We start from the raw sequence: 20,628 nt of genomic DNA, 5'->3' as shown, positions 1-20,628 counted from the left end.
GAACGCCTGCCTTTTCTGCCCTCGAAATCGACGTTTTCAGCGCTGTCAAAAGCCATGTTCAGTTTTCGGAATGATCCTTTTCAGTTCGCGGCGCAGCAATTTTTGCGCGGCGTTGCGCGGCAGTTCATCCACAAAATAGATGCGGGCCGGCACTTTATATTTCGCCAGCCGCTCGCGGCAAAACGCACGAAGGGCCGCTTCGTCTGGCGACGCTCCGCGTTTCAGTCGGACGAACGCATACGGCACTTGCCCCCACGTTTCATCCTCGACGCCGGCCACCCCGGCTTCTTCCACATCAGGATGCGACAGCAGCACCGCCTCCACCTCAGCGGGATAGACATTTTCGCCGCCGGAAATGATCAAGTCAGAACGGCGGTCAAGGACGTACAAAAATCCGTCTTCATCAACATAGCCGATATCGCCGGTAAAAAACCAGCCGTCGCGGATCGCTTGCGCCGTCGCTTCCGGGCGATGCAAGTATCCTTTGGCGACATTCGGCCCTTTGACGACAATTTCTCCCGCTTCATACGGCGCAGCCGGCTTTCCGTCTTTTAGGATGCAAAGCTCCGCCGGAAAAAGCGGCTTGCCGGCCGAACCGAGCTTCGTCAAACTGTATTCCGGCGCGAGCGTCGCGATTTGCGACGCCGTTTCCGTCATCCCGTACGTCTGGTACACCGGAATGCTTTTTTCTTTGCACGCCTCAAGCAGCGGGCCCGGCGCCGGCCCGCCCCCTAGCAGCATGCAGCGGAATGTATCAGGATAGCGCGCTTCCCCAAGCTCGGCCACCATCCGCTGAAGCATGGGGGCGACAACCGACATGATCGTCACGTCGCCGCGCATGATCCATTCATTCGCCTCTTTCGGGTCGAATGACGTTTGCAGCCGCATCGGCATGCCGTAAATGACGCTGCGCATAGCGATCGACAGGCCGCTGATGTGAAACAGCGGCACGGCGGCCAGCCAGCAGTCGCGCTCATGCAAGCCTAAATTGAGCGCCGAGCCAACCGCGCTCCACCAATGGTTGCCGTACGTTTGCAAGACGCCTTTCGGAGTGCCGGTCGTCCCGGACGTATACATGATCGTGGCAGTTTCCTCTAAATCGCACGTTTCGTTTAAGGAGACGTCCGCTTCCGGAAGCGCAGCCAGGGCGCCTACAGTCAGAACACGGCCATCTCCACCGAGGCGTCCGGCTAACTCCTCATCGGCAATAACAAGACACGCTCCACTGTCGTTAAGCTGCCAGCCGAGCTCATAAGAAGTGAGGCGCACGTTTTGCAGCAAGGCGCGGGCGCCGAGAAAAAACAACGCATGGATGATCTCAATCATCTCAATGCGGTTTTTCATCAGCAAGGCGACAATGTCCCCTTCCTTGACGCCCGCCCGAGCGAGGCGGCGCGCCCAAGAGGCGGCGGCTTCATACAGTTCGGCAAACGTTTTGGTCCTCTCCCCGTCGCTCACAGCGGTTCGCTCCGGCGTCAAAAACGCCCGTTGCTTCAACCAATTTGGCATCGTCGTCATCTAGCGCCCCTCCGTTCTATCCTTCTCCTGCCCACGATCAACGCGAGCATTTCCTTTCCTCCGGTTGAATCGAGGCAGAATTGCATTGTTTTGCAAGAACCTTGGTCCCATGTATACTCATTTGCTGTATCGGGCCGACTTGTTGAGTCGCATTTTTGCCAAGAAACTTTGCTCCCTGGCCGTTTATGAACATGGCCGCGCAAGGCGCGCTTTCACAGAAAAAGCAGCTTGACGCGCCATCAAGCTGCTTCTTCGTTCTCATCACGGGAAACGCGGGAATTGGCTGAAGTCCGGCTTCCGTTTTTCTTTGAACGCCCGCATTCCTTCCTTCGCCTCTTCGGTCGTGTAGAAGAGAAGCGTCGCGTCGCCGGCAAGCTGCTGGATGCCCGCCAAGCCGTCGGAATCGGCGTTGAACGCCGCTTTTAAGAAGCGAATGGCCGTCGGGCTTTTTTCCAAAATTTCTTGCGCCCATTTGACCGTTTCTTCTTCAAGCTGCTCAAGCGGCACGACTTTGTTGACCAGCCCCATCTCGAGAGCTTCCTGCGCCGTGTACTGACGGCATAAATACCAAATTTCCCGCGCCTTTTTATGGCCGACGATGCGGGCCAAATAGCCGGCGCCATAACCGCCGTCAAAGCTTCCCACTTTCGGCCCGGTTTGGCCGAAGATGGCGTTGTCTGCGGCGATCGTCAAATCGCACACGACATGGAGCACATGCCCGCCGCCGATGGCGTAGCCGGCGACCATCGCAATCACCGGTTTCGGAATGACGCGGATGAGCCGCTGCAAATCAAGCACATTGAGGCGCGGAATTTCATCCTCGCCGACGTATCCGCCGTGGCCGCGCACTTTTTGGTCCCCGCCCGAGCAAAACGCCTTGCCGCCGGCGCCGGTCAAAATGATGACGCCAATGTTCGAATCATCGCGCGCTTTCGTAAACGCATCGATCATCTCGTTCACTGTTTTCGGCCGAAACGCGTTATGTACTTCCGGACGGTTGATCGTAATTTTGGCGATGCCGTTGTACGTTTCGTAAATAATGTCCTCATAGTCGTACTGCTTCACCCATTCAAACGGCATTTACACTTCCCCCTTTGTTATGAATTCACTTACTATTTTAGCAAAAATGCCGGGCTGTTCCACGTGAATTGCATGTCCAGCTTCTTTTACGCAGATAAGTTCGCTGTTGGGCAGCCGCTCGTGCATTTGGGCGGCGATGCGGCAAAACTTCTCATCGCGCTCCCCGCAAACAAGGAGAACAGGCATGGCAAGTTCACCAAGCCGTTCCCAAAACGACGGCTGCACGCCGGTCCCCATCCCGCGCAAACTATTGGCCAGCCCCGTTGCCGTATGGCGGAGCCGCTCGCGGCGAATCGCCGCCCGCGTCGGCTCCGGAAGCGCCTGCTGAGTGGCAAAAAGCGGAATCTTCTCCCAATCATCGACAAAAGCACGGACTCCTTCCGTTTCGATCTTTCGCGCCAATGCCTCATCCGCTTCCCGCCGCGCGCGCCGCTCCTCCTCCGTCTTTAATCCGGGCGAACTGCTTTCCAGCACCAAACAGCGGACGCGGTGCGGATGCCAAACGGCGAACGCCAAAGCGAGCCGGCCGCCCATCGAGTAGCCGAGCACGTTCGCTTGTTCGACGCCCCATTCGTCAAGGAGCGCCGCCAAGTCGGCCGCCGCGTGTTCGATCCGGTACCGTTCGGCGTTCTTTGGCGCCTCGGTCCGCCCATGGCCCAACAAGTCGACGGCCATCATACGGAAGTCCGGCCAAAACGGGGCGAGCGGCCGCCACGTGTCCGCGCTGCCGGTAAACCCGTGAAGCAACAGAAGCGGCTCTCCTTCTCCGTATTGTTCCACATGGTAACAAACCCCATTCACCATCACACTCATGCCATTCCTCTTCGTTCGAGAAATTTCTCAATTTCCCGGGCAACCTCATTCCACAACAATCGATGCATTCGGACATTTTCCGCGCGCGACGTGCGCACTTCAACGACATGAAGCCCGCCTGACGACAGCGATTCCGATACATGGCGGCGGAACTCCGCCCAATTGTGCGGCACCGTATGGCGGCCGCCGTACATCTCGACGGCATGGGAAAACGACAAATCTGTCGGCGTGCCAAACAGCATTTCAAACGGCCCTTTATGGCTCGCCTGCGGCAAAAACGAGAAAATGCCGCCGCCGTTGTTGTTCAATAACACGATAGTAGCCGACAAAGAATGCATCTTCGCTGCCAACAAGCCGTTTAAATCGTGGTAAAACGACAAGTCGCCGATCACCAGCACAAGCGGCTGCGCGGCTAGGCTTGCGCCCAAGGCGCTCGAGACGACTCCGTCAATGCCGTTGGCGCCGCGGTTGGCCAAAACGCGAAGCGGCTTGTCCGTCGCAAAGAGAAACGTATCCGCATCGCGAATCGGCATGCTGTTGCCGATAAACAGCGCCGCCCCGACTGGAAGCAAATCGGCAAGCTCCGTGAACACTTTCCCTTCAAACCATTCTTCTTCCGGCAGGAGACGTTCGAGCGTCGAGCGGGCGATCGCGTTCATCTCGCGCCATATCGCCGACCACGCGCTTTTGTTTTCTTTCGGTTTCGCCCATTCAAGAAGCTGGCGGCAAAGAATCAGTTCATCGCTCTGGACGAAGCTGTCCGCGTACAGCGTCGGATCGCGCCAGCCGCCGTCGTCGACAACGATTTGACGAATCGCGCGATGGCGCTTCAGCCATAAAAAGAGCGGCTTCGACACTGGCATGGCGCCGAACCGAAGCACCACATCCGGAACAAGCTGGGAAGCGATTCCTTCTTCTTTTAAAATGGCATCGTAGCTGTCCAGCACGTACGTTTTGTCATGCGTGCCGGCGCGCAGTTGGGAAAGCGGATCGGCGAGAATTGGAAAATCAAGCGCCCGCGCCAATTCGGTGACTGCCTCGGCAAACCCGGGGCGATCGAGCGGTCCGCAGACGATCAAACCGCGCTCCGCTGCGGCCAGCTGCTCATACAGCGCCGATACGCTCTCTTGCGGCAGCGCTGGGCTGCCATGCCACACTTGCGGCGCTCTCGAAACGGACCGCACCCGCTCCCAAACCGCCTCATCGATATGCGGGACAAGCGGCTCGCGAAACGGCGCGTTCACATGCACAGGCCCGCACGGTGCACCGGCGGCCGTTTGGACGGCTCTTGCCGCCATCGTCCGCGCGTATCGCAGCATATCATCCGCCTCTTCCGGCAGCGCCAAGTCGACAAACCACTTGGCATAGCGTCCGTATAAGTGTAGCTGATCAATCGCCTGCGGCGCCCCGACATCGCGCAGTTCATGCGGCCGGTCGGCCGTCAGCACCACGAGCGGAACGCGCGAATAGTATGCCTCGACAACCGCGGGCCAATAGTTGGCCGCCGCCGTTCCCGATGTGCACACTAACGCGACCGGCCGCTGTTTTGCCTTCGCCAAGCCGAGGGCGAAAAACGCGGCCGACCGCTCATCGATGTTCATATATAGGCGAAGGACGGGGTGGGCCGCCATCGCCATCGCAAGCGGCGTCGAGCGCGAACCGGGGCTGATCACCGCTTCCGTCACCCCGGCCTGCACCAATCCGTCCACCAATGCCGCTGCGTAAACAGACAAGGCATCAGCCATCGTTCATCACTCCCAACGCCGATAACATCGGAGCCATTTTCACATTTGTCTCTTCATATTCGCTGTTTGGGTCGGAATCGGCGACAATGCCGCAGCCGGCAAACAGCATGGCTTCATTCCCGGCGAGCAAGGCGGAGCGAATGGCGACCGCCCACTCCCCATTGCCTTCGCTATCCACCCAGCCGATCGGCGCTGCATACCATCCGCGGTCAAGCGGCTCAAGGGCGCGGATCACCTCCAGCGCCCGATCACGCGGCGTTCCGCCGAGCGCGGGGGTCGGATGCATCATTTCCACTAAGCGGAGCACTGAGCGCTCGCGGCAGCCACGGCCGACAACCGGAGTGCATAAATGTTGGATATGCGGCAGCTTGAGCAGCTGCGGCGCGGGTGGCATCTCCACCGTCTCGCACACGGAAGAAAACAAGCGGCCGATCATTTGCACAACAAACTGATGTTCTTCGTTGTTTTTTCGATCTGCCCGCAGCCAAGCGCCAAGCCGCTCGTCTTCCTCCATAGCAGCTCCGCGGCGCACCGATCCGGCGAGGCAAACCGACCGGCACATCTTTCCTTCTTTTTGGACGAGCTGCTCAGGGGAAGCCCCGATAAAACAGCGGCCGTCCTGTTCAAATGCAAAAAGGTAAGCAAACGGCTGCTGCTCGCGAAGCCTCTGGAGCACGGCCGCAGCATCCACCGTTTTGGCAAACGCCAAGCGCCGAGCGCGGGCAAGCACCACCTTGTCGAGCGCCCCCGCCCGAATCGAGGCGATCGCTTCGCGAACAGCCGCCAGCCAGCGTTCTTTCTCTTCTTCTTCGTCCGACACAAGGCGCGGGAGCCGCTTTGGAGCAGCCATGGGGGCGCCGATCCGCTCAAGCAAGCGCCCGACCCGCTCCCAGTCCCGTCCTCTTTTGTCGGTTGGGACGGTGACGGTCAACGTCGTTTTGCCGTTTCTTACGGCAAGAAGCGCGGCCGGCGCCACGAGCTTCCCGGACGGAAAGCCGCGCCAAATGTCGGCGCCCGGCCGATACGGGTCAAACGAAAACCCTCCAAACAATAACGACGGCGCATCGGACGCGCCGTATGGCTCTATCTCTTTCTCCCATCGGCGCCGTCCCGCTTCCACGTCATCAAACCGGCTGTCGGCCTTCTCCGTTTCGATCGCATAAACGGAGCCGAGGCCGACCAATATCGTGCCTCCGCTTCGATCCGACCAAAAAAACCGTTCGCGGAAGCCGCATGACGGCCCTTGCATAAAAAAAGAGACCGGATCAACGTCCTCCCACGGTTCCGTCCAGCTGACAAACGGCCGCGCCGCATTCACCGCCAATCTATGCAATTGTTGCTGCAGGTGATGTCGAAATCCAATCGCCACGTTCCTCACGCTTTCTGTCGTAAAATTCCCCCTCCATCCCCACTTCCCATTATAATATAATAGGAAATCATTTATCTATCGGGAAGGGTTGACACGCCTCAAACGTTTTCCTACACTTATTTTGGACGTAAATAGATGACATTTTCACGAAATATAAAGGGGAATGCATATGCAACCGTTAACACATATGGATCATCGCCCGCCGGCGCGCCGCGACTGGCGCGTCTTTTGGCGGCTGACGCGCCCGCATACGCTGACGGCGGCGTTTGTGCCGGTGTGCGTCGGCACGGTACTGGCGCTTGGCGAAACATCGATCGATTGGCTGCTGTTTGCCGCGATGATGATCGCCTCTTTGTTGATTCAGGCGGCGACGAACATGTTCAACGAATACTATGATTATCAACGCGGCCTCGATTCACCGGAGTCAGTCGGCATCGGCGGCGCCATCGTCCGCGACGGCCTCAAGCCGAAAACGGTGCTGGCGTTGGCGTTTGGCTGTCTTGGGTTGGCTATGCTCATCGGCGTCTATATTTGCGTCGAAAGCAGTTGGTGGCTCGCCGTTGTCGGAACCGTTTGCATGGCGGCCGGTTATTTTTACACCGGAGGGCCGGTTCCGATCGCCTATACACCGTTTGGCGAACTGGCGGCTGGGTTTTTTATGGGCTTTGTCATTATTTTGATTTCATTTTTCATTCAAACGGGCCATATCAGCGGCGGCGCCGTGCTCACCGCTATTCCGGTCGCAATTTTGGTCGGCGCCATTTTGCTCGCCAATAATATTCGCGACCTGGACGGCGACCGCGAAAAAGGGCGAAAGACGCTCGCTATTTTGATTGGCCGGGATTGGGCCATCCGCCTGCTCGCCGCCATGTTCGCCGTTGCCTTTCTTTGGACGGCCGCGCTTGCGGCGTTTCAGATCGTGCCGTTTTGGGCGTTGCTCGCTTTATTGAGCATTCCAAAAGCAATCGCTGCGACGCGCGGATTTATCGGCAAAATCAAGCCGATTGAAATGATGCCGGCCATGAAGGCGACGGCGCAAACGAATACACAGTTCGGCTTTTTGCTCGCCGCTGGCTTGCTCATTGCCCATTGGCTGTAACACGGTCAAAATGACCGTGTTTTTTTTTGATTTTCGCCCATACTACACTATATAGACGCTACTGCGAAGGAAGGGATTGCGACTGATGCTGACGAACGAACAGCTTGCCGCCCTCCGCTCAAGACTGCTCGAAATGAAACGGGAGACGGAAGAACGGCTGAAGCAAAACGACCATTTCGGCATGATCCGCAGCCACGCTCACGATGCGGTCGGTGAGCTGGCGAGCTATGACAATCATCCGGCCGATGAGGCGACGGAACTGTACGAACGGGAAAAAGATTTGGCTTTGGACGAGCATACGGAGCGCGAATTTCATGAAATTGAACGGGCGCTTCAAGCGATTGACGAAGGCACGTACGGAATATGCCGCGTGTGCGGCCGACCGATTCCATACGAGCGGCTCGAGGCGCTGCCGACAACGCTCTACTGCCGCGAGCACAGCCCGGATCAAACGGTGTCGCAAAAGCGGCCGCTTGAAGAGGGCGTGCTTATGCCGCCGTTTAGTAAATTCGATTTCGATGACCGCGATGAATCAGTCGCTTATGACGCGGAAGATGCATGGCAGGAAGTAGCCCGCTACGGCACATCCGACACCCCTTCGGACCTTGGCAAAAACGTCGATTTCTACGGCGAAGTATATGCCGAGTCGGAAGAGAACGTCGGCCATGTCGAAGACTTGGAAAATTTCGCGGCCGTCGATTTGCACGGCAGACACGTACGTGTGTACCCGACGCGGGAGCATGAGCTGCTGGAAAACATATTGGATGACGAAGGCATCATGTCGAACATCGGCGATTTGCCGGCGTATGAGAAAGATCCGTATACCGTTGAAGAAAGCTACCGCCGTTATGATGAAAGACCGTCCCAGCAGCATTTTGGGGAAACGACTCCATGAAAAAGTTGCAGCCGGGGGAAAAGCTGCGCATCGACACTGGCTGCCTTGTCGCTATGACGAAAGACGTCGACTATGATATTGAATATGTCGGCAACATCAAAACCGCCTTTTTCGGCGGCAAAGGATTGTTTTTGGCAACCGTAATCGGCCCGGGAGCGGTATGGGTGCAGTCGCTTCCGTTCAGCCGACTCGCTGACCGCGTGCTCGCCGCCGCCCCGAGCGCCGGCGGACGATCGGTCGGCGAAGGCAGCATCCTCGGCGGCATCGGCGACTGGCTCGACGGCGACGACTAAACGAAAAAGGGCGCTCCGGCCAAACGGAACGCCCTTTTGCTTTTATGCCCCCTATCCTAAAAGTTGGTGATTGAATGGAGGAAACGCTCCAACAGGGGCTTTACTCAAATAGAGAAACAGCACAACAACGGTCTTTCTTCGCATTTACGGACAGGCGGCTTTGAAGAAATCACCGTTTTTCACCAGCCTTCTAAAGAGAAGCAGGCACCGGTTCATACATCAAACTTCTATCTCGGACAAAACTTCTCCTCCCAACGCTTGACGAGAGGTCGAAAGAGAGAGAAATCATTTTATCCCTGCCTAATCGTTCTTCCCTGACGGCGAAATGCCCCAAATCTCAGCCGCGTATTCCGCGACGGTCCGATCGCTGGCAAAACGGCCGGAATGTGCGATGTTGACGGCGCTCATCCGCCACCAGCGCGCCGGATCGCGGTAAGCGGCCTCAACCCGCTCGTGCGCCTCGGCGTAGGCGGCAAAGTCGCGCAGTACAAAATATTCGTCGTTTTGCGTCAACAGCGAGTCGTAAATCGGTTCAAAGTAGTCGCCGACATCAGGGAAAAAGCCGTTGACAAGCTGGTCGACGACTTGCTTGATTCGTTTGTCGTGATGGTAATACTCATGCGCCCGATAGCCTCCGTGTTCGTAGTAGCGGAGCACTTCATCGGCCGTGAGCCCGAACAAAAACATGTTTTCCTCCCCGACGGCTTCCGCGATTTCAACGTTCGCTCCATCCAGCGTGCCAAGCGTAACGGCGCCGTTCATCATAAACTTCATGTTGCCCGTCCCGGATGCTTCTTTGCTGGCTGTTGAGATTTGCTCGCTCACATCGGCGGCCGGAATGATTTCTTCCGCGAGCGATACGCGGTAATTTTCCAAAAAAATGACTTTCAGCTGCTCGTTCGTCCGTTTGTCGTTGTTCACCTGATCCGCCACCGAATGAATGAGCTTGATGATCCGCTTGGCGTAGTAATAGCCCGGTGACGCTTTCGCTCCAAAAATGAACGTGCGCGGGTGGAACGAAACATGCGGGTCTTCTTTCATGCGGTTGTACAAATGCATAATGTGCAAGACGTTCAGCAGCTGCCGTTTATAAGCGTGGAGCCGCTTCACTTGCACGTCGAAAATGGACGATTCGTCGACAACAATGCCCGTTTTTTCGGAAATGCGCTTGGCAAACTTCAGCTTCCGCTGCCGTTTGACTGCTGCCAGCGCCTGTTGGAACGCCGGGTCGGAAGCATAACGTTTTAAGTCAATGAGCGCCTCGGGTTCATGGATCCAGCGCGGACCAATCGTTTCCGTAATCAACGCCGACAGCTCAGGGTTGGCTTTCAACAGCCAGCGCCGGTGCGTCACCCCGTTCGTTTTATTGTTGAACTTGTGCGGCGCCCATTCGTAAAACAAGCGCATTTCCCGCTGTTTCAAAATGTCCGTATGCAGTTTCGCCACGCCGTTGACGCTATGGCTCGCAACGACGGCCAAATGCGCCATTTTCACCATCCCGTGGGCGACGATGGCCATTTGTTCAATCCGCCCCCAATCCCCGGGGTAGCGTTCCCACAGCTCGCGGCAAAACCGTTCGTTGATTTCCTCGACGATCATATAAATGCGCGGCAAGAGCGGCTGAAAGAGGCGGATCGGCCATTTCTCCAGCGCTTCCGCCAACGTCGTATGATTCGTGTACGCGACCGTATGGGTCGTAATGTGCCAAGCCTCTTCCCAGCTCATCCCTTCCTCATCGAGCAAAATGCGCATCAACTCCGGAATCGCGAGCGCCGGGTGCGTGTCGTTGATATGAATGGCGGCATATTCATGAAGGCGGCGCAAGCTCCCGTGCTGGCGGCGATGGGCGCGAGTGATGTTGCCGAGGCTTGCGGCGGCGAGAAAATACTGCTGCTTTAACCGCAGCAGTTTGCCTTCGTCGTGCGTATCATCCGGATACAAAAATTCAGAAATCGCTTCCGTCTCCCGCTTGTATTGCATCACATCTTTATGAAGCGGGAACGTTTTCGCCGGCTCGGCGCTCCAAAGTCTGAGCGTGTTGACCGTGTTCGTCCCGAAGCCGATGACCGGCATGTCGTACGGCACGGCCATCACGTTTTCGCTGTCGACATGGCGGAACACAAGGCGGCCGTTTTGTTCCGACACCTCGACCCTCCCCCAGAAGCGAACTTCGACCGCCAGCTCTTCTTTCCGGATTTCCCAAACGTTCCCGTTTCGCAACCATTGCTCCGGCAGCTCGACTTGATAGCCGTCAACAATTTTTTGATCAAACAGCCCGTGCTTGTAGCGGATGCCTTGCCCGTGGCCCGGCAAATTCAATGTGGCGAGCGAGTCAAGAAAACAGGCGGCGAGCCGCCCGAGCCCGCCGTTGCCTAGCCCGGCGTCCACTTCGCATTCCTCGACGTCTTCGAGGTGGATGCCGAGCTCGCGAAGCCCCTCTTCGACCATCGGGCGGACGCCGAGGTTTAACAAGTTGCTCCCGAGCAAACGGCCGAGCAAAAACTCGATCGACAAATAGTACACTTGCTTCCGCCTCTCCGCCCGGCAACGCTCGTTCGTCGCAATCCAATGGCGGCTGATATGTTCGCGCACCATATGGCCGAGAACGTGATAATGATCGCGCGCCGTCGACTCCGCAAACGGTTTGCCGCACAACGCCTCGACCCGCGTCACAAACGCTCGTTTAAACGTTTCTTTATCGGCAAACAAGCGTGTCTTCCCCCTTTTTGAGCAACTGTTCATACGCTTTTTTATACTCCCTCGCCGATCGGCCCCAACTGTAATCGCCGCGCATCGCCCGCTCCATGAGCCGCTTCCAGACGGCCGGCTGGCGGTGAAACGACAGCGCCCGGCGGATCGTGTACAACATGTCATGGGCGTTAAAATTCGTAAAACTGAACCCGTTCCCTTCCCCTGTGAATTCATTGTATGACCGCACCGTATCGTTTAATCCGCCCGTTTCCCGAACGATCGGGATCGTCCCGTACCGAAGCGCGATCATTTGGCTCAGCCCGCACGGCTCAAACCATGACGGCATTAAAAACAAGTCCGCGCCGGCGTAAATTTGATGGGCGAGCGGTTCGTGAAAGCCGATGTACACTCCGACTTTGTCCGGATAGGCCGCCGCCATTTGCGAGAAAAACTGTTCAAACCGCCAATCCCCCGTTCCAAGCACAACAAGTTGCATCTCCTCCTGCATGAGATCATGGAACACGCACGTCACTAAATCAAGTCCTTTTTGCGCGGTCATTCGCGTCACCATCGCGACAACGGGCGCATCATCCCGCTCCGGCAGACCGAACCGCCGCTGCAACGCGCGTTTGTTGATTTTCTTTTTCTCCAGCGTACGGACGTTGTATGTCTCCTCCAAAAACGGGTCCGTTTCCGGGTTGTAAAACTCGTCATCGATGCCGTTTAAAATCCCGAGCAAATCATCCCGACGCGCTCGCAACAGACCATCAAGCCGCTCGCCGTAATAAGCGGTTTGAATCTCCTCTTTGTACGTCGGGCTGACCGTCGTAATCAAATCGGAGGCGACAAGCGCTCCTTTCATAAAACTGACGCTTCCGTAAAACTCGAGATGGTCGACGGTGAAATACCGCCCGTCCAAATTCAACAAGTCCTCTAAAATGCCGCGCGGAAACAGCCCTTGAAATTGCAAGTTGTGAATCGTAAAGATAGTGCGGATATCCGCATAAAACGGATCATGCCGGTATTGCTCGCGCAAGAAAAACGGAATCATGCCGGTGTGCCAGTCATGGCAATGAATGATGTCGGGCTGAAATGAAATCGCCGGAAGCGCGTCCAGCACCGCCCGGCAAAAATAAGCGAACCGCTCGCCATCGTCATAATGGCCATAAAGCTGCGGCCGTTTGAAATAATATTCGTTGTCGATCAAGTAATAGACGACCCCGTCATGCTCGAGCTTCTCGACGCCGCAATACTGGCGGCGCCACCCGACCGGCACGACAAGCTCCGCCGCTTTGTCCATTCGTTCTTTCCACTTCAGGGCGATCGTTTCATACTTGGGCAACATGACGCGGACATCGACGCCGAGCCGGCGCAGCTCTTTCGGCAGCGCGCCGGCGACGTCGGCCAATCCTCCCGATTTGGCAAACGGAGCGCATTCTGATACGGCAAACATCACGTTCATCGATGCGCGACCTCCCCTTGCACCGTTCCTTTGCGAACGACAAACGGCCGCTCTGCCGTCCCTTGTAAAACGACCCCCGGTTCGATTTTCGCGTCTTTGTCGACGATGACGCCATCAAGCACACAACCATCGCCGATTTGGCATTTTTGCATCACGATGCTGTTTTTTACAACGGCTCCTTTGCCGATTTTCACGGAACGAAACAGGACGCTGTTTTCCACCGTTCCTTCAATGACGCAGCCGTTGGCGATCATCGAGCGCTTCACATTCCCTTCCCGCCCGTATTTCGTCGGCGGCTCGTCTTTCACTTTCGTATAAATCGGACGCGATGGAAGGAAAAGTTGCTCCCAAACGCTGCGGTCAAGAAGCTCCATGCTCGCCTGGAAATAGCGGGCGAGCGAGTCGATGGCAGCCGCATACCCGCTGTATTCATAATCGCAAATAGACAGCGAATGGCGGTCGTCATGGATGACATCGACGATGCTTCGATAGCCGCGGTCTTTGTAGCCGGTGATCAAATCAAGCAGAAGAGACGTCTCCAACACATACATCTCCAGCGGCCCGCCGCGATGGCAAATTTGCGTCACATCGCAGCCGCGTTCGATATGGCGCTCGAGCACCGCCGCAAAGTCAATGTTGCACACCGTATAGCTATTGACGATGACCGCATACTTTTGCCGGCTCCGCAAAAAATAGTCAATGTGCTGTTCAAAGTGGGCGAACGCTCCGACCCGGCGCTCACCGGAAAACAACAAGTCCGGCGATGGGAAGAAAAACAGTCCGTCCCGCTTTCGGTTTAAATCCCAATTCTTCCCTGATCCTAAATGGTCCATCAGCGACCGATATTGGTATTTCGGAAAAATAGCCACACTTTCAACGCCGGAGTTGACCATGCTTGAAAGCACGAAATCAATGAGCCGATACCGCCCGGCAAACGGCACCGCTGCGATGGAACGTCTCTCGACAAGCGGCTCCATCGCCTCCATGTGCGTCGTCGCGTCAATGACGCCCAGCATCATGTTGTTGTTCATTGTGCTCCATCCTTCCTTGCCGTATCCTTATTCCGTTGCCTGATCCACTCGGTTGTTGCCAGCACGACGTCATCATCCCCATCGCCCGGGCTCACAGTCGAATGCGGTGGGATGACGACCTCCGGAGTGACGATCGCCCGCTCGACATACGCTCCTTCACCAACTGTTGCCCCTGACATAATGACGGATTCTTTCACAACCGCTCCCTTGCCGATGCGGACGCCTTGAAACAACACCGAGCGCTCCACCGTTCCTTCCACGACGCATCCCTCATTGATGAGCGAATCGCTCACTTCCGCCTCGGGAGCGATGTATTGCGGCGGCTGGTTCGGGTTGACCGAATAAATGCGCCACGAGCGGTCAAACAAATCGAGTTCATTGTGCTCATCAAGCAAATCCATGTTCGCTTCCCATAAACTTTTCACCGTGCCGACATCTTTCCAGTAGCCTTGAAACGGATAGGCAAACAGCCGCTTATTCTCCCGAAGCAGCCGCGGAATCACATCTTTGCCGAAGTCGTGCGAAGAATGCGGGTCGGCGTTGTCGATTTGCAAATACTCCTTCAATAACGGCCAATTGAAAATATAAATGCCCATCGACGCCAAATTGCTTTTCGGCTCCGCCGGCTTTTCAACAAATTCGACAATTTCCATGTCTTCATTCGTGTTCATAATGCCGAATCGGCTCGCCTCTTCCCATGGCACTTCAATGACGGAAATCGTCACGTCCGCCTGTTTGGCGATATGGTAGTCGAGCATCTGCTGGTAATCCATCTTGTAAATATGGTCGCCGGACAAGACAAGAACGTAGTCCGGGTCGTACTGCTCGATATAATTGATATTTTGATAAATGGCGTTCGCTGTGCCTTCGTACCATTTGACGCCGGAAGAGGCGGAGTAAGGCGGAAGGACGGTGACGCCCCCGTTTCTTCGATCTAAATCCCATGCGCTTCCGATGCCGATGTACGAGTGCAAAAGAAGCGGCTGATATTGGGTCAACACCCCGACTGTGTCAATGCCCGAGTTCGTGCAATTGCTCAACGTAAAATCAATGATCCGGTACTTCCCCCCAAACGGCACGGCCGGTTTCGCGATGTTTGTCGTCAGCGAGCGAAGACGGCTTCCTTGCCCGCCGGCCAATAACATGGCGATGCACGTCTTCTTCATTTGCCTTTCTCTCCCCTCGTTTTTGCACTGGACGCAAAATGGAAATCCCAAACGGCGGAATCGTCATGCGCACATGGTATGGCTTTCCATGAAACGGCTCGTTGAAAGCGGAAAGCCGCTTCCCATTGACATGCCCCGAACCGCCGAACTCCACTGCATCGCTATTCAACACTTCGCGGTACGGCGCCAAAAGCGGCACGCCGACTTTGTAATCGTCATACGCCTGATTTGTGAAGTTGCAAACAATAACCAGCACATCACCTTCTTTTTTCCCGCGGCGGGTGAATGAGAAAATGCTTTGTTCGGCGTTGTGCACGTCGATCCATTCAAACCCGCGCGGGTCGTGGTCGAGTTCGTAAAACGGCTTATACCGTTTATAGCAGGCGATCAGCTGCTTGACATATTCGTCCATTTTCCGGTGCAATTCAAAATCGAACAGCCCCCAGTCGAGCTCTCCCTCAAACTTCCATTCATCAAACTGGGCAAACTCACTGCCCATAAACAGTAGCTTTTTCCCAGGGTGGGCCATCATGTAGCCATACAATAGGCGCAGCTGGGCGAACTTCTCTTCGTACGACCCCGGCATTTTATTGAGCAGCGATTTTTTGCCATGCACGACCTCATCATGAGAAAATGGCAAAATGAAATTTTCCGAATACGCATAAAGGAGGGAAAAACTGACTTGGTTATGGACGTATTTCCGCTCATGCGGCGGCGTTTCCATATAATTGAGCATGTCGTTCATCCAGCCCATGTTCCACTTGTAGTTAAACCCAAGGCCGCCATCGTACGTCGGCGCGGTCACCCGAGGCCAGTCGGTCGAATCTTCAGCGATCATCAAGATGTTCGGGTCATAGGCAAACACCACCTCGTTCAACTGGCGCAAAAACTCGACCGCGTACGGATTTTCGTACAACCGATCATTGTTCGGCCAATAAAGCATATTGGCGACGGCATCGACGCGAAACCCGTCCACATGGTAATACTTCATCCAAAACAACGCATTGGAGATTAGAAAACTGCGCACTTCCAGCTTGCCCAAGTCAAAATTCGCCGTCCCCCAGACGTAATTTTCACGGTCTTTTTCATTCGCGTATTCATACGTCGGCGCGCCGTCAAACATGTACAGTCCATGGGCGTCCTTGCAAAAATGCCCCGGCGCCCAGTCGATGATGACGCCAAGCCCAGCCTGATGGCAGCGGTCGACGAAATACATGAAATCGTGCGGCGTGCCATAGCGGCTTGTCACCGAATAATAGCCGGTCCCTTGATACCCCCACGAACGATCGAGCGGATGCTCGACAAGCGGAAGCAGCTCAATATGTGTAAATCCGCGCTCCAGCACGTACGGAATGAGTTCGTCAGCCATTTCGCGGTACGTATAAAAGCGGCCGTCCGGTTTCTTTTTCCACGAACCGAAATGGAGCTCATAAATGATCATTGGCTGATCGTAAATGCGCTTCCGCCGCTTTTTGCGGCGCCAAGACTGGTCATTCCACTCGTATCCTTTCAAATCGTAGACAATTGAGGCGGTATGAGGGCGCAATTCGGAGTAAAAGGCGTACGGGTCCGCTTTCAACAGCGCGCGGCCATCCGGTGTGATGATCTCATATTTATAGAGATGCCCTTCCAAGTTTTCTGGAACAACGATCGTCCATACCCCTTCGTCGTTCACCTTCGTCAGGGGGAAATTCGTACCACTCCAATCGTTGAAGCTGCCAACGAGACGCACCTCAAGCGCATGCGGCGCCCACACGCAAAACCGGGTGCCGACCGCTCCGCCGCTGCGGATGACATGAGCGCCGAACAGCTCATAGCTTTTATACAAACGGCCTTCATGAAATAAATACACTTCTAAATCTGTCGGGTTCGCCGCAATCAAACCGGATCGCATCCTTTCCGAAGCAAGATGATGGCCATACACAACATTGATTCCTATTCGCCAACAGAACGCTTCATTCCTTGAATTCTTCGTCTATATTTTTAGACAAATTCCAACAACCGCTGTTTCCGGCTGTCGAAATTTCATTTGCACACAGGCGGGTTTTTATATTATAATATATATAAATTGATAATTATTATAAACAATGGAGGTGCATTATGGCTCCAACACTGTACGATTTTCACCATCTCCCGCACGTCAAAACGCAAAATGAATCGAAAAAAGCGCTCTGGGTGACGCTTTTGTTGACCGTGTTTTTCACCGCCGTCGAAATCATTGGCGGGGTGCTGTCCAACTCACTCGCCCTCTTGTCTGATTCGGCCCATATGGCATCCGATGTATTGGCGCTTGGCTTAAGCATGGTCGCCCTCTACATGGCGACGCGCCCGCCGAACCACCGGTTTACGTTCGGCTTTTTGCGGTTTGAAATCATCACATCGTTTTTGAACGGGCTGACGTTGGCCGTCATTGCGCTGTGGATTTTATGGGAAGGCATTCAGCGTTTTCTCCATCCGGAACCGATCCACTTTCGCCTCATGCTCGGGATCGCCGCGATCGGCCTCGTCGTCAACTTGACGTTGACCATCGTCTTAAGCCGGAGCACGAAAGAGGAAGACAACTTGAACGTCCAGAGCGCCCTCTGGCATTTCATCGGCGACTTGATCAGCTCGATCGGCGTCATTGTTTCGGCGCTGCTCATTTATTTCACCGGCTGGACGGTGTTCGACCCGATCATCAGCTTGGTGATCGCCGCCATCATTTTCACAGGCGGGGCGAAAATTATGCGCGAATCGTATCTCATCTTGATGGAAGCCGTACCAGATGGGTTCGACCTCGAACAAATCCGCGCCGATATTCGAAAGATCGAAGGGGTCGAAGACGTGCACGATATGCACTTATGGGCCATCTCGACCGACCATTACTCGCTGTCGGCTCATGTGTTTGTCAACGAACGCATCCAGCCGCTTTGCGTCATCTTGGCGGTGAATGAAATGTTGAAGGAAAAATACGGAATCGAGCACGCCACCATCCAGGTGGAACACGCCATGCTCCATGACCATGGCCGCTATGGCCGGGCGTTTTTGGAGAAAAAAGCTTCCCATGAATAGGAAATGCCGCCTCTGCTTTCTAATGGCATGGGCGGCTTTTTCGTTTGTCCATTTTCCCTTTCAAACAAAAAGGAATCCATACGATCCGCGGCGAACATATACAGTCATCATGCCGAAGGAAGGGATGCCTCATGGAAATCGGAACGATCTTCTCGTTTTTAGGCGTCGCTGTTTTGCTTACGTTAGCGCCAGGGCCAGACATTTTGTTCGTCATCGCCCAAAGCCTGTCCCAAGGCAAATGGGCCGGCATCTTCACCGCGCTTGGGCTTTGCACGGGGCTTGTCGTCCATATCAGCGCCGCGACGCTTGGCGTCTCCGCTGTTATTTATCAGTCAGCGTTGGCGTTTGCCATCGTCAAGTACGCCGGCGCGGCTTATTTGCTGTACTTGGCATGGCAGGCGTTCAACGAAAAAAACGCCGACCTAACGTTCGGCCGGCAGGAGCCGATGGCCTATTTCTCTTTATACAAAAAAGGGATTTTGATGAACCTGCTCAATCCGAAAGTGTCGCTCTTCTTTTTGGCCCTGTTGCCGCAGTTCGTGAACGAAACAGTCGGCCATGTGCCACGGCAAATGCTGCTGTTAGGCGCCATCTTTCTCGTTCAGGCGCTCGTTGTCTTCACCTTCGTAAGCATCGGCGCGGAAAAACTGCGCCATCTGTTGCTGTCGAACAAACGAATCGCCAAGCAGATCAATCGGCTAAAAGGCGCCCTGTTCGCCCTAATCGCCATCCAAATCGCCTTCAGTGAGCGTTCGTAGCGGCGCGCGGCTAGAAGCCTCCCAAAATGAAAAGCAGTGCGAGGAACAACAGCCACGTTGATAAGACGGGATCCAACGACAAGAGATCGAACATTTCAAAAAACAAGGCGGCTTTCCTCTCGTGTGCCGCCATTTCCTTGTATTCTTGATGAGCCTGACGCCAAACGGAAACAACCCGATTCCCGCCACCAGCAGAATCACCGCTATTCCCTTGTCGTCCATGACCGTCCCTCCCAACCATGCCAGCGTCTGAGCGGAATCACCCACTTAGACGGCCGAGAACCATTCTTTTCATCTCCTTCCTTGATGTGAAAGATGTTCACGCTGCGTTTCAGACGAGGGATGCCCGTCTCCCGACACCTAATTTCACCTTCATCGACAACGCGCCCCATCAAACCACAGCGACCCAACCATCACTCCTATTATAGAATTGAAAATTTCTCATTTTAGTATTTTACCGAGCATTAGATCGACTGTCGAGCGACCGTGCGACGCCGCCTTCAGACCCATGTATCAGTCTGTGAAGAGAGCTGTTGCTCTCTCTTCCCTCACGTTCTTGACCTGCCTTCGACAGCAAAAAATAGAGAATTGACTTTTCCACCAAGGTTATGTCAAACGTTTTCGTTGCATTTATAATAATATATAAGTTGAAATTTTGTTTTACATCCAGTTTACTACCTTCCACATTATATCATATCAGCTCGTATTGAGATAAAAGCGGAAGCGAAAAATCGGAATTTCTTTATTGCAACTTATATAGACCGACAGTGCCGCCCTTTTTCATCATATTGTCCCAAAAATCCCCTGTCTTCTCCCACATAATTTGTGCTAAAATGGGAGTTGGATGTCCCCAGATCTACTGCACATATCCCCACTGATGATCGAATCCTTTGACAAAGCCCTACATCGACAAGATCCAGACTACACTAACAATAGAGAATGGGCTTACATCACCACCAACCAAAACATGGAAAGGATGATCCATATGGAAGCACTCTTGAACCGAATTTTGGATCGCCTCGATCAATTGCACTCGAATGTCGGCGCCTTGACATCTGAAGTCAACGATATCAAAACCAAAATGGCGACCAAAGAGGAATTGGCCGAACTCCAGTCCAAAGTGAACGACATCGAAGCGAAAATGGCCACCAAAGACGATCTCGCTGAACTTCGCTTCACCGTGAACGAGCTCCAGTCCAACGTAAACGAAATTCAAGCGAAGATGGCGACCAAAGAGGAACTGGCTGAACTCCAGTCCAAAGTGAACGACATCGAAGCGAAAATGGCCACCAAAGACGATCTCGCTGAACTTCGCTTCACCGTGAACGAGCTCCAGTCCAACGTAAACGAAATTCAAGCGAAGATGGCGACCAAAGAGGAACTGGCTGAACTCCAGTCCAAAGTGAATGAACTCCAGTCCAAAGTGAATGAACTCCAGTCCAAAGTGAATGAACTCCAATCCAACGCAAACGAAATTCAAGCGAAGATGGCGACCAAAGACGACCTTGCTCCTATTTGGCAGGCGGTTCTGGAAACCAATGAAATTGTCAAAAAGATCGAAGTCAACCAAGAGCGCCACGAACACATTTTGGCCATCCTCTCCAAACGCTCGATTGAACATGAGGCATCCATCGCCAGCCTTCGGCACGCGCAATAA

The 20,628-nt window shown here is 54.8% G+C and carries 15 protein-coding genes and 1 pseudogene; 6 read left to right on the top strand and 10 right to left on the bottom strand.

Annotated elements, in window-relative coordinates; translation table 11 throughout:
• Positions 1–45: 45 nt before the first annotated feature.
• From BJQ97_RS03280 to BJQ97_RS03260, 5 genes are all read right to left on the bottom strand, one after another.
• Positions 46–1,518, bottom strand: a complete 1,473-nt coding sequence (locus BJQ97_RS03280) for an o-succinylbenzoate--CoA ligase (protein WP_160155490.1) — start codon at positions 1,516–1,518, stop codon at positions 46–48.
• Positions 1,519–1,779: 261 nt separating this feature from the next.
• A complete protein-coding gene (menB, locus tag BJQ97_RS03275; protein WP_011232345.1) occupies positions 1,780–2,598 on the bottom strand; it encodes a 1,4-dihydroxy-2-naphthoyl-CoA synthase in 819 nt (272 codons plus the stop codon).
• A complete protein-coding gene (menH, locus tag BJQ97_RS03270; protein ID WP_160155489.1) occupies positions 2,599–3,411 on the bottom strand; it encodes a 2-succinyl-6-hydroxy-2,4-cyclohexadiene-1-carboxylate synthase in 813 nt (270 codons plus the stop codon). It abuts the gene before it with no gap.
• Positions 3,408–5,156 carry a 2-succinyl-5-enolpyruvyl-6-hydroxy-3-cyclohexene-1-carboxylic-acid synthase gene (gene menD, locus BJQ97_RS03265; RefSeq protein ID WP_160155488.1) on the bottom strand — a complete coding sequence of 583 codons (1,749 nt, stop codon included), beginning with the start codon at positions 5,154–5,156 and terminating at the stop codon, positions 3,408–3,410. The genes menH and menD overlap by 4 nt, the downstream gene beginning before the upstream one ends.
• On the bottom strand, positions 5,149–6,525 hold the full coding sequence (locus BJQ97_RS03260; RefSeq protein WP_160155487.1) for an isochorismate synthase: 1,377 nt from the start codon (positions 6,523–6,525) through the stop codon (positions 5,149–5,151). The genes menD and BJQ97_RS03260 overlap by 8 nt, the downstream gene beginning before the upstream one ends.
• 169 nt (positions 6,526–6,694) lie before the next feature.
• Between BJQ97_RS03260 and BJQ97_RS03255 the strand changes: the two genes are divergently transcribed.
• The 3 genes and pseudogenes from BJQ97_RS03255 to BJQ97_RS03245 form a co-directional block, all read left to right on the top strand.
• On the top strand, positions 6,695–7,624 hold the full coding sequence (locus BJQ97_RS03255) for a 1,4-dihydroxy-2-naphthoate polyprenyltransferase (protein WP_160155486.1): 930 nt from the start codon (positions 6,695–6,697) through the stop codon (positions 7,622–7,624).
• A gap of 85 nt (positions 7,625–7,709) precedes the next feature.
• Positions 7,710–8,519: a yteA family sporulation protein gene (locus BJQ97_RS03250; RefSeq protein ID WP_160155485.1), complete on the top strand. Its 810-nt coding sequence runs from the start codon at positions 7,710–7,712 to the stop codon at positions 8,517–8,519.
• 2 nt (positions 8,520–8,521) lie between these two features.
• Positions 8,522–8,812 (top strand): annotated as a pseudogene (locus BJQ97_RS03245) (AIM24 family protein); the annotation flags it as partial.
• Between the two features lie 300 nt (positions 8,813–9,112).
• Here BJQ97_RS03245 and BJQ97_RS03240 read toward each other — a convergent pair.
• Genes BJQ97_RS03240 through glgB form a run of 5 tightly spaced genes read right to left on the bottom strand, consistent with a single transcriptional unit; the run spans position 9,113 to position 17,056 of the window.
• Positions 9,113–11,521, bottom strand: coding sequence for a glycogen/starch/alpha-glucan phosphorylase (locus BJQ97_RS03240; RefSeq protein ID WP_160155484.1), 2,409 nt, complete (start codon positions 11,519–11,521; stop codon positions 9,113–9,115).
• On the bottom strand, positions 11,508–12,965 hold the full coding sequence (gene glgA, locus BJQ97_RS03235; RefSeq protein WP_160155483.1) for a glycogen synthase GlgA: 1,458 nt from the start codon (positions 12,963–12,965) through the stop codon (positions 11,508–11,510). Before glgA ends, BJQ97_RS03240 begins: the two co-directional genes overlap by 14 nt.
• Positions 12,962–13,996, bottom strand: a complete 1,035-nt coding sequence (locus BJQ97_RS03230; protein ID WP_160155482.1) for a GlgC family sugar phosphate nucleotidyltransferase — start codon at positions 13,994–13,996, stop codon at positions 12,962–12,964. Before BJQ97_RS03230 ends, glgA begins: the two co-directional genes overlap by 4 nt.
• Positions 13,993–15,162: a glucose-1-phosphate adenylyltransferase gene (locus BJQ97_RS03225; protein WP_160155481.1), complete on the bottom strand. Its 1,170-nt coding sequence runs from the start codon at positions 15,160–15,162 to the stop codon at positions 13,993–13,995. Before BJQ97_RS03225 ends, BJQ97_RS03230 begins: the two co-directional genes overlap by 4 nt.
• Entirely contained in the window at positions 15,044–17,056 is a 2,013-nt protein-coding gene (gene glgB, locus BJQ97_RS03220; protein WP_236567347.1) for a 1,4-alpha-glucan branching enzyme, read from the bottom strand. Before glgB ends, BJQ97_RS03225 begins: the two co-directional genes overlap by 119 nt.
• A 206-nt stretch (positions 17,057–17,262) precedes the next feature.
• On the opposite strand from glgB, the gene BJQ97_RS03215 reads away from it, so the two are divergent.
• The 3 genes from BJQ97_RS03215 to BJQ97_RS03205 all read left to right on the top strand — a co-directional run bounded on the left by BJQ97_RS03215 (position 17,263) and on the right by BJQ97_RS03205 (position 20,628).
• Positions 17,263–18,213: a cation diffusion facilitator family transporter gene (locus tag BJQ97_RS03215; protein WP_160155479.1), complete on the top strand. Its 951-nt coding sequence runs from the start codon at positions 17,263–17,265 to the stop codon at positions 18,211–18,213.
• Positions 18,214–18,344: 131 nt separating this feature from the next.
• Positions 18,345–18,971 carry a LysE family translocator gene (locus BJQ97_RS03210; RefSeq protein WP_160155478.1) on the top strand — a complete coding sequence of 209 codons (627 nt, stop codon included), beginning with the start codon at positions 18,345–18,347 and terminating at the stop codon, positions 18,969–18,971.
• Positions 18,972–19,956: 985 nt separating this feature from the next.
• Entirely contained in the window at positions 19,957–20,628 is a 672-nt protein-coding gene (locus tag BJQ97_RS03205; protein ID WP_160155477.1) for a hypothetical protein, read from the top strand.

The organism is Geobacillus sp. TFV-3 (assembly GCF_009901865.1).
Classification (GTDB): domain Bacteria; phylum Bacillota; class Bacilli; order Bacillales; family Anoxybacillaceae; genus Geobacillus; species Geobacillus thermoleovorans_A.
Note: the sequence above shows the minus strand (reverse complement) of the source record. Positions and strands in the feature narration are given on the sequence as shown.

Coding starts and splice junctions, on each gene's coding strand:
- BJQ97_RS03280 (WP_160155490.1), bottom strand. CDS start 1,518: ATGACGACGATGCCAAATTGGTTGAAGCAACGGGCGTTTTTGACGCCG.
- menB (WP_011232345.1), bottom strand. CDS start 2,598: ATGCCGTTTGAATGGGTGAAGCAGTACGACTATGAGGACATTATTTAC.
- menH (WP_160155489.1), bottom strand. CDS start 3,411: ATGAGTGTGATGGTGAATGGGGTTTGTTACCATGTGGAACAATACGGA.
- menD (WP_160155488.1), bottom strand. CDS start 5,156: ATGGCTGATGCCTTGTCTGTTTACGCAGCGGCATTGGTGGACGGATTG.
- BJQ97_RS03255 (WP_160155486.1), top strand. CDS start 6,695: ATGCAACCGTTAACACATATGGATCATCGCCCGCCGGCGCGCCGCGAC.
- BJQ97_RS03250 (WP_160155485.1), top strand. CDS start 7,710: ATGCTGACGAACGAACAGCTTGCCGCCCTCCGCTCAAGACTGCTCGAA.
- glgA (WP_160155483.1), bottom strand. CDS start 12,965: ATGAACGTGATGTTTGCCGTATCAGAATGCGCTCCGTTTGCCAAATCG.
- BJQ97_RS03230 (WP_160155482.1), bottom strand. CDS start 13,996: ATGAACAACAACATGATGCTGGGCGTCATTGACGCGACGACGCACATG.
- BJQ97_RS03225 (WP_160155481.1), bottom strand. CDS start 15,162: ATGAAGAAGACGTGCATCGCCATGTTATTGGCCGGCGGGCAAGGAAGC.
- glgB (WP_236567347.1), bottom strand. CDS start 17,056: ATGCGATCCGGTTTGATTGCGGCGAACCCGACAGATTTAGAAGTGTAT.
- BJQ97_RS03215 (WP_160155479.1), top strand. CDS start 17,263: ATGGCTCCAACACTGTACGATTTTCACCATCTCCCGCACGTCAAAACG.
- BJQ97_RS03210 (WP_160155478.1), top strand. CDS start 18,345: ATGGAAATCGGAACGATCTTCTCGTTTTTAGGCGTCGCTGTTTTGCTT.
- BJQ97_RS03205 (WP_160155477.1), top strand. CDS start 19,957: ATGGAAGCACTCTTGAACCGAATTTTGGATCGCCTCGATCAATTGCAC.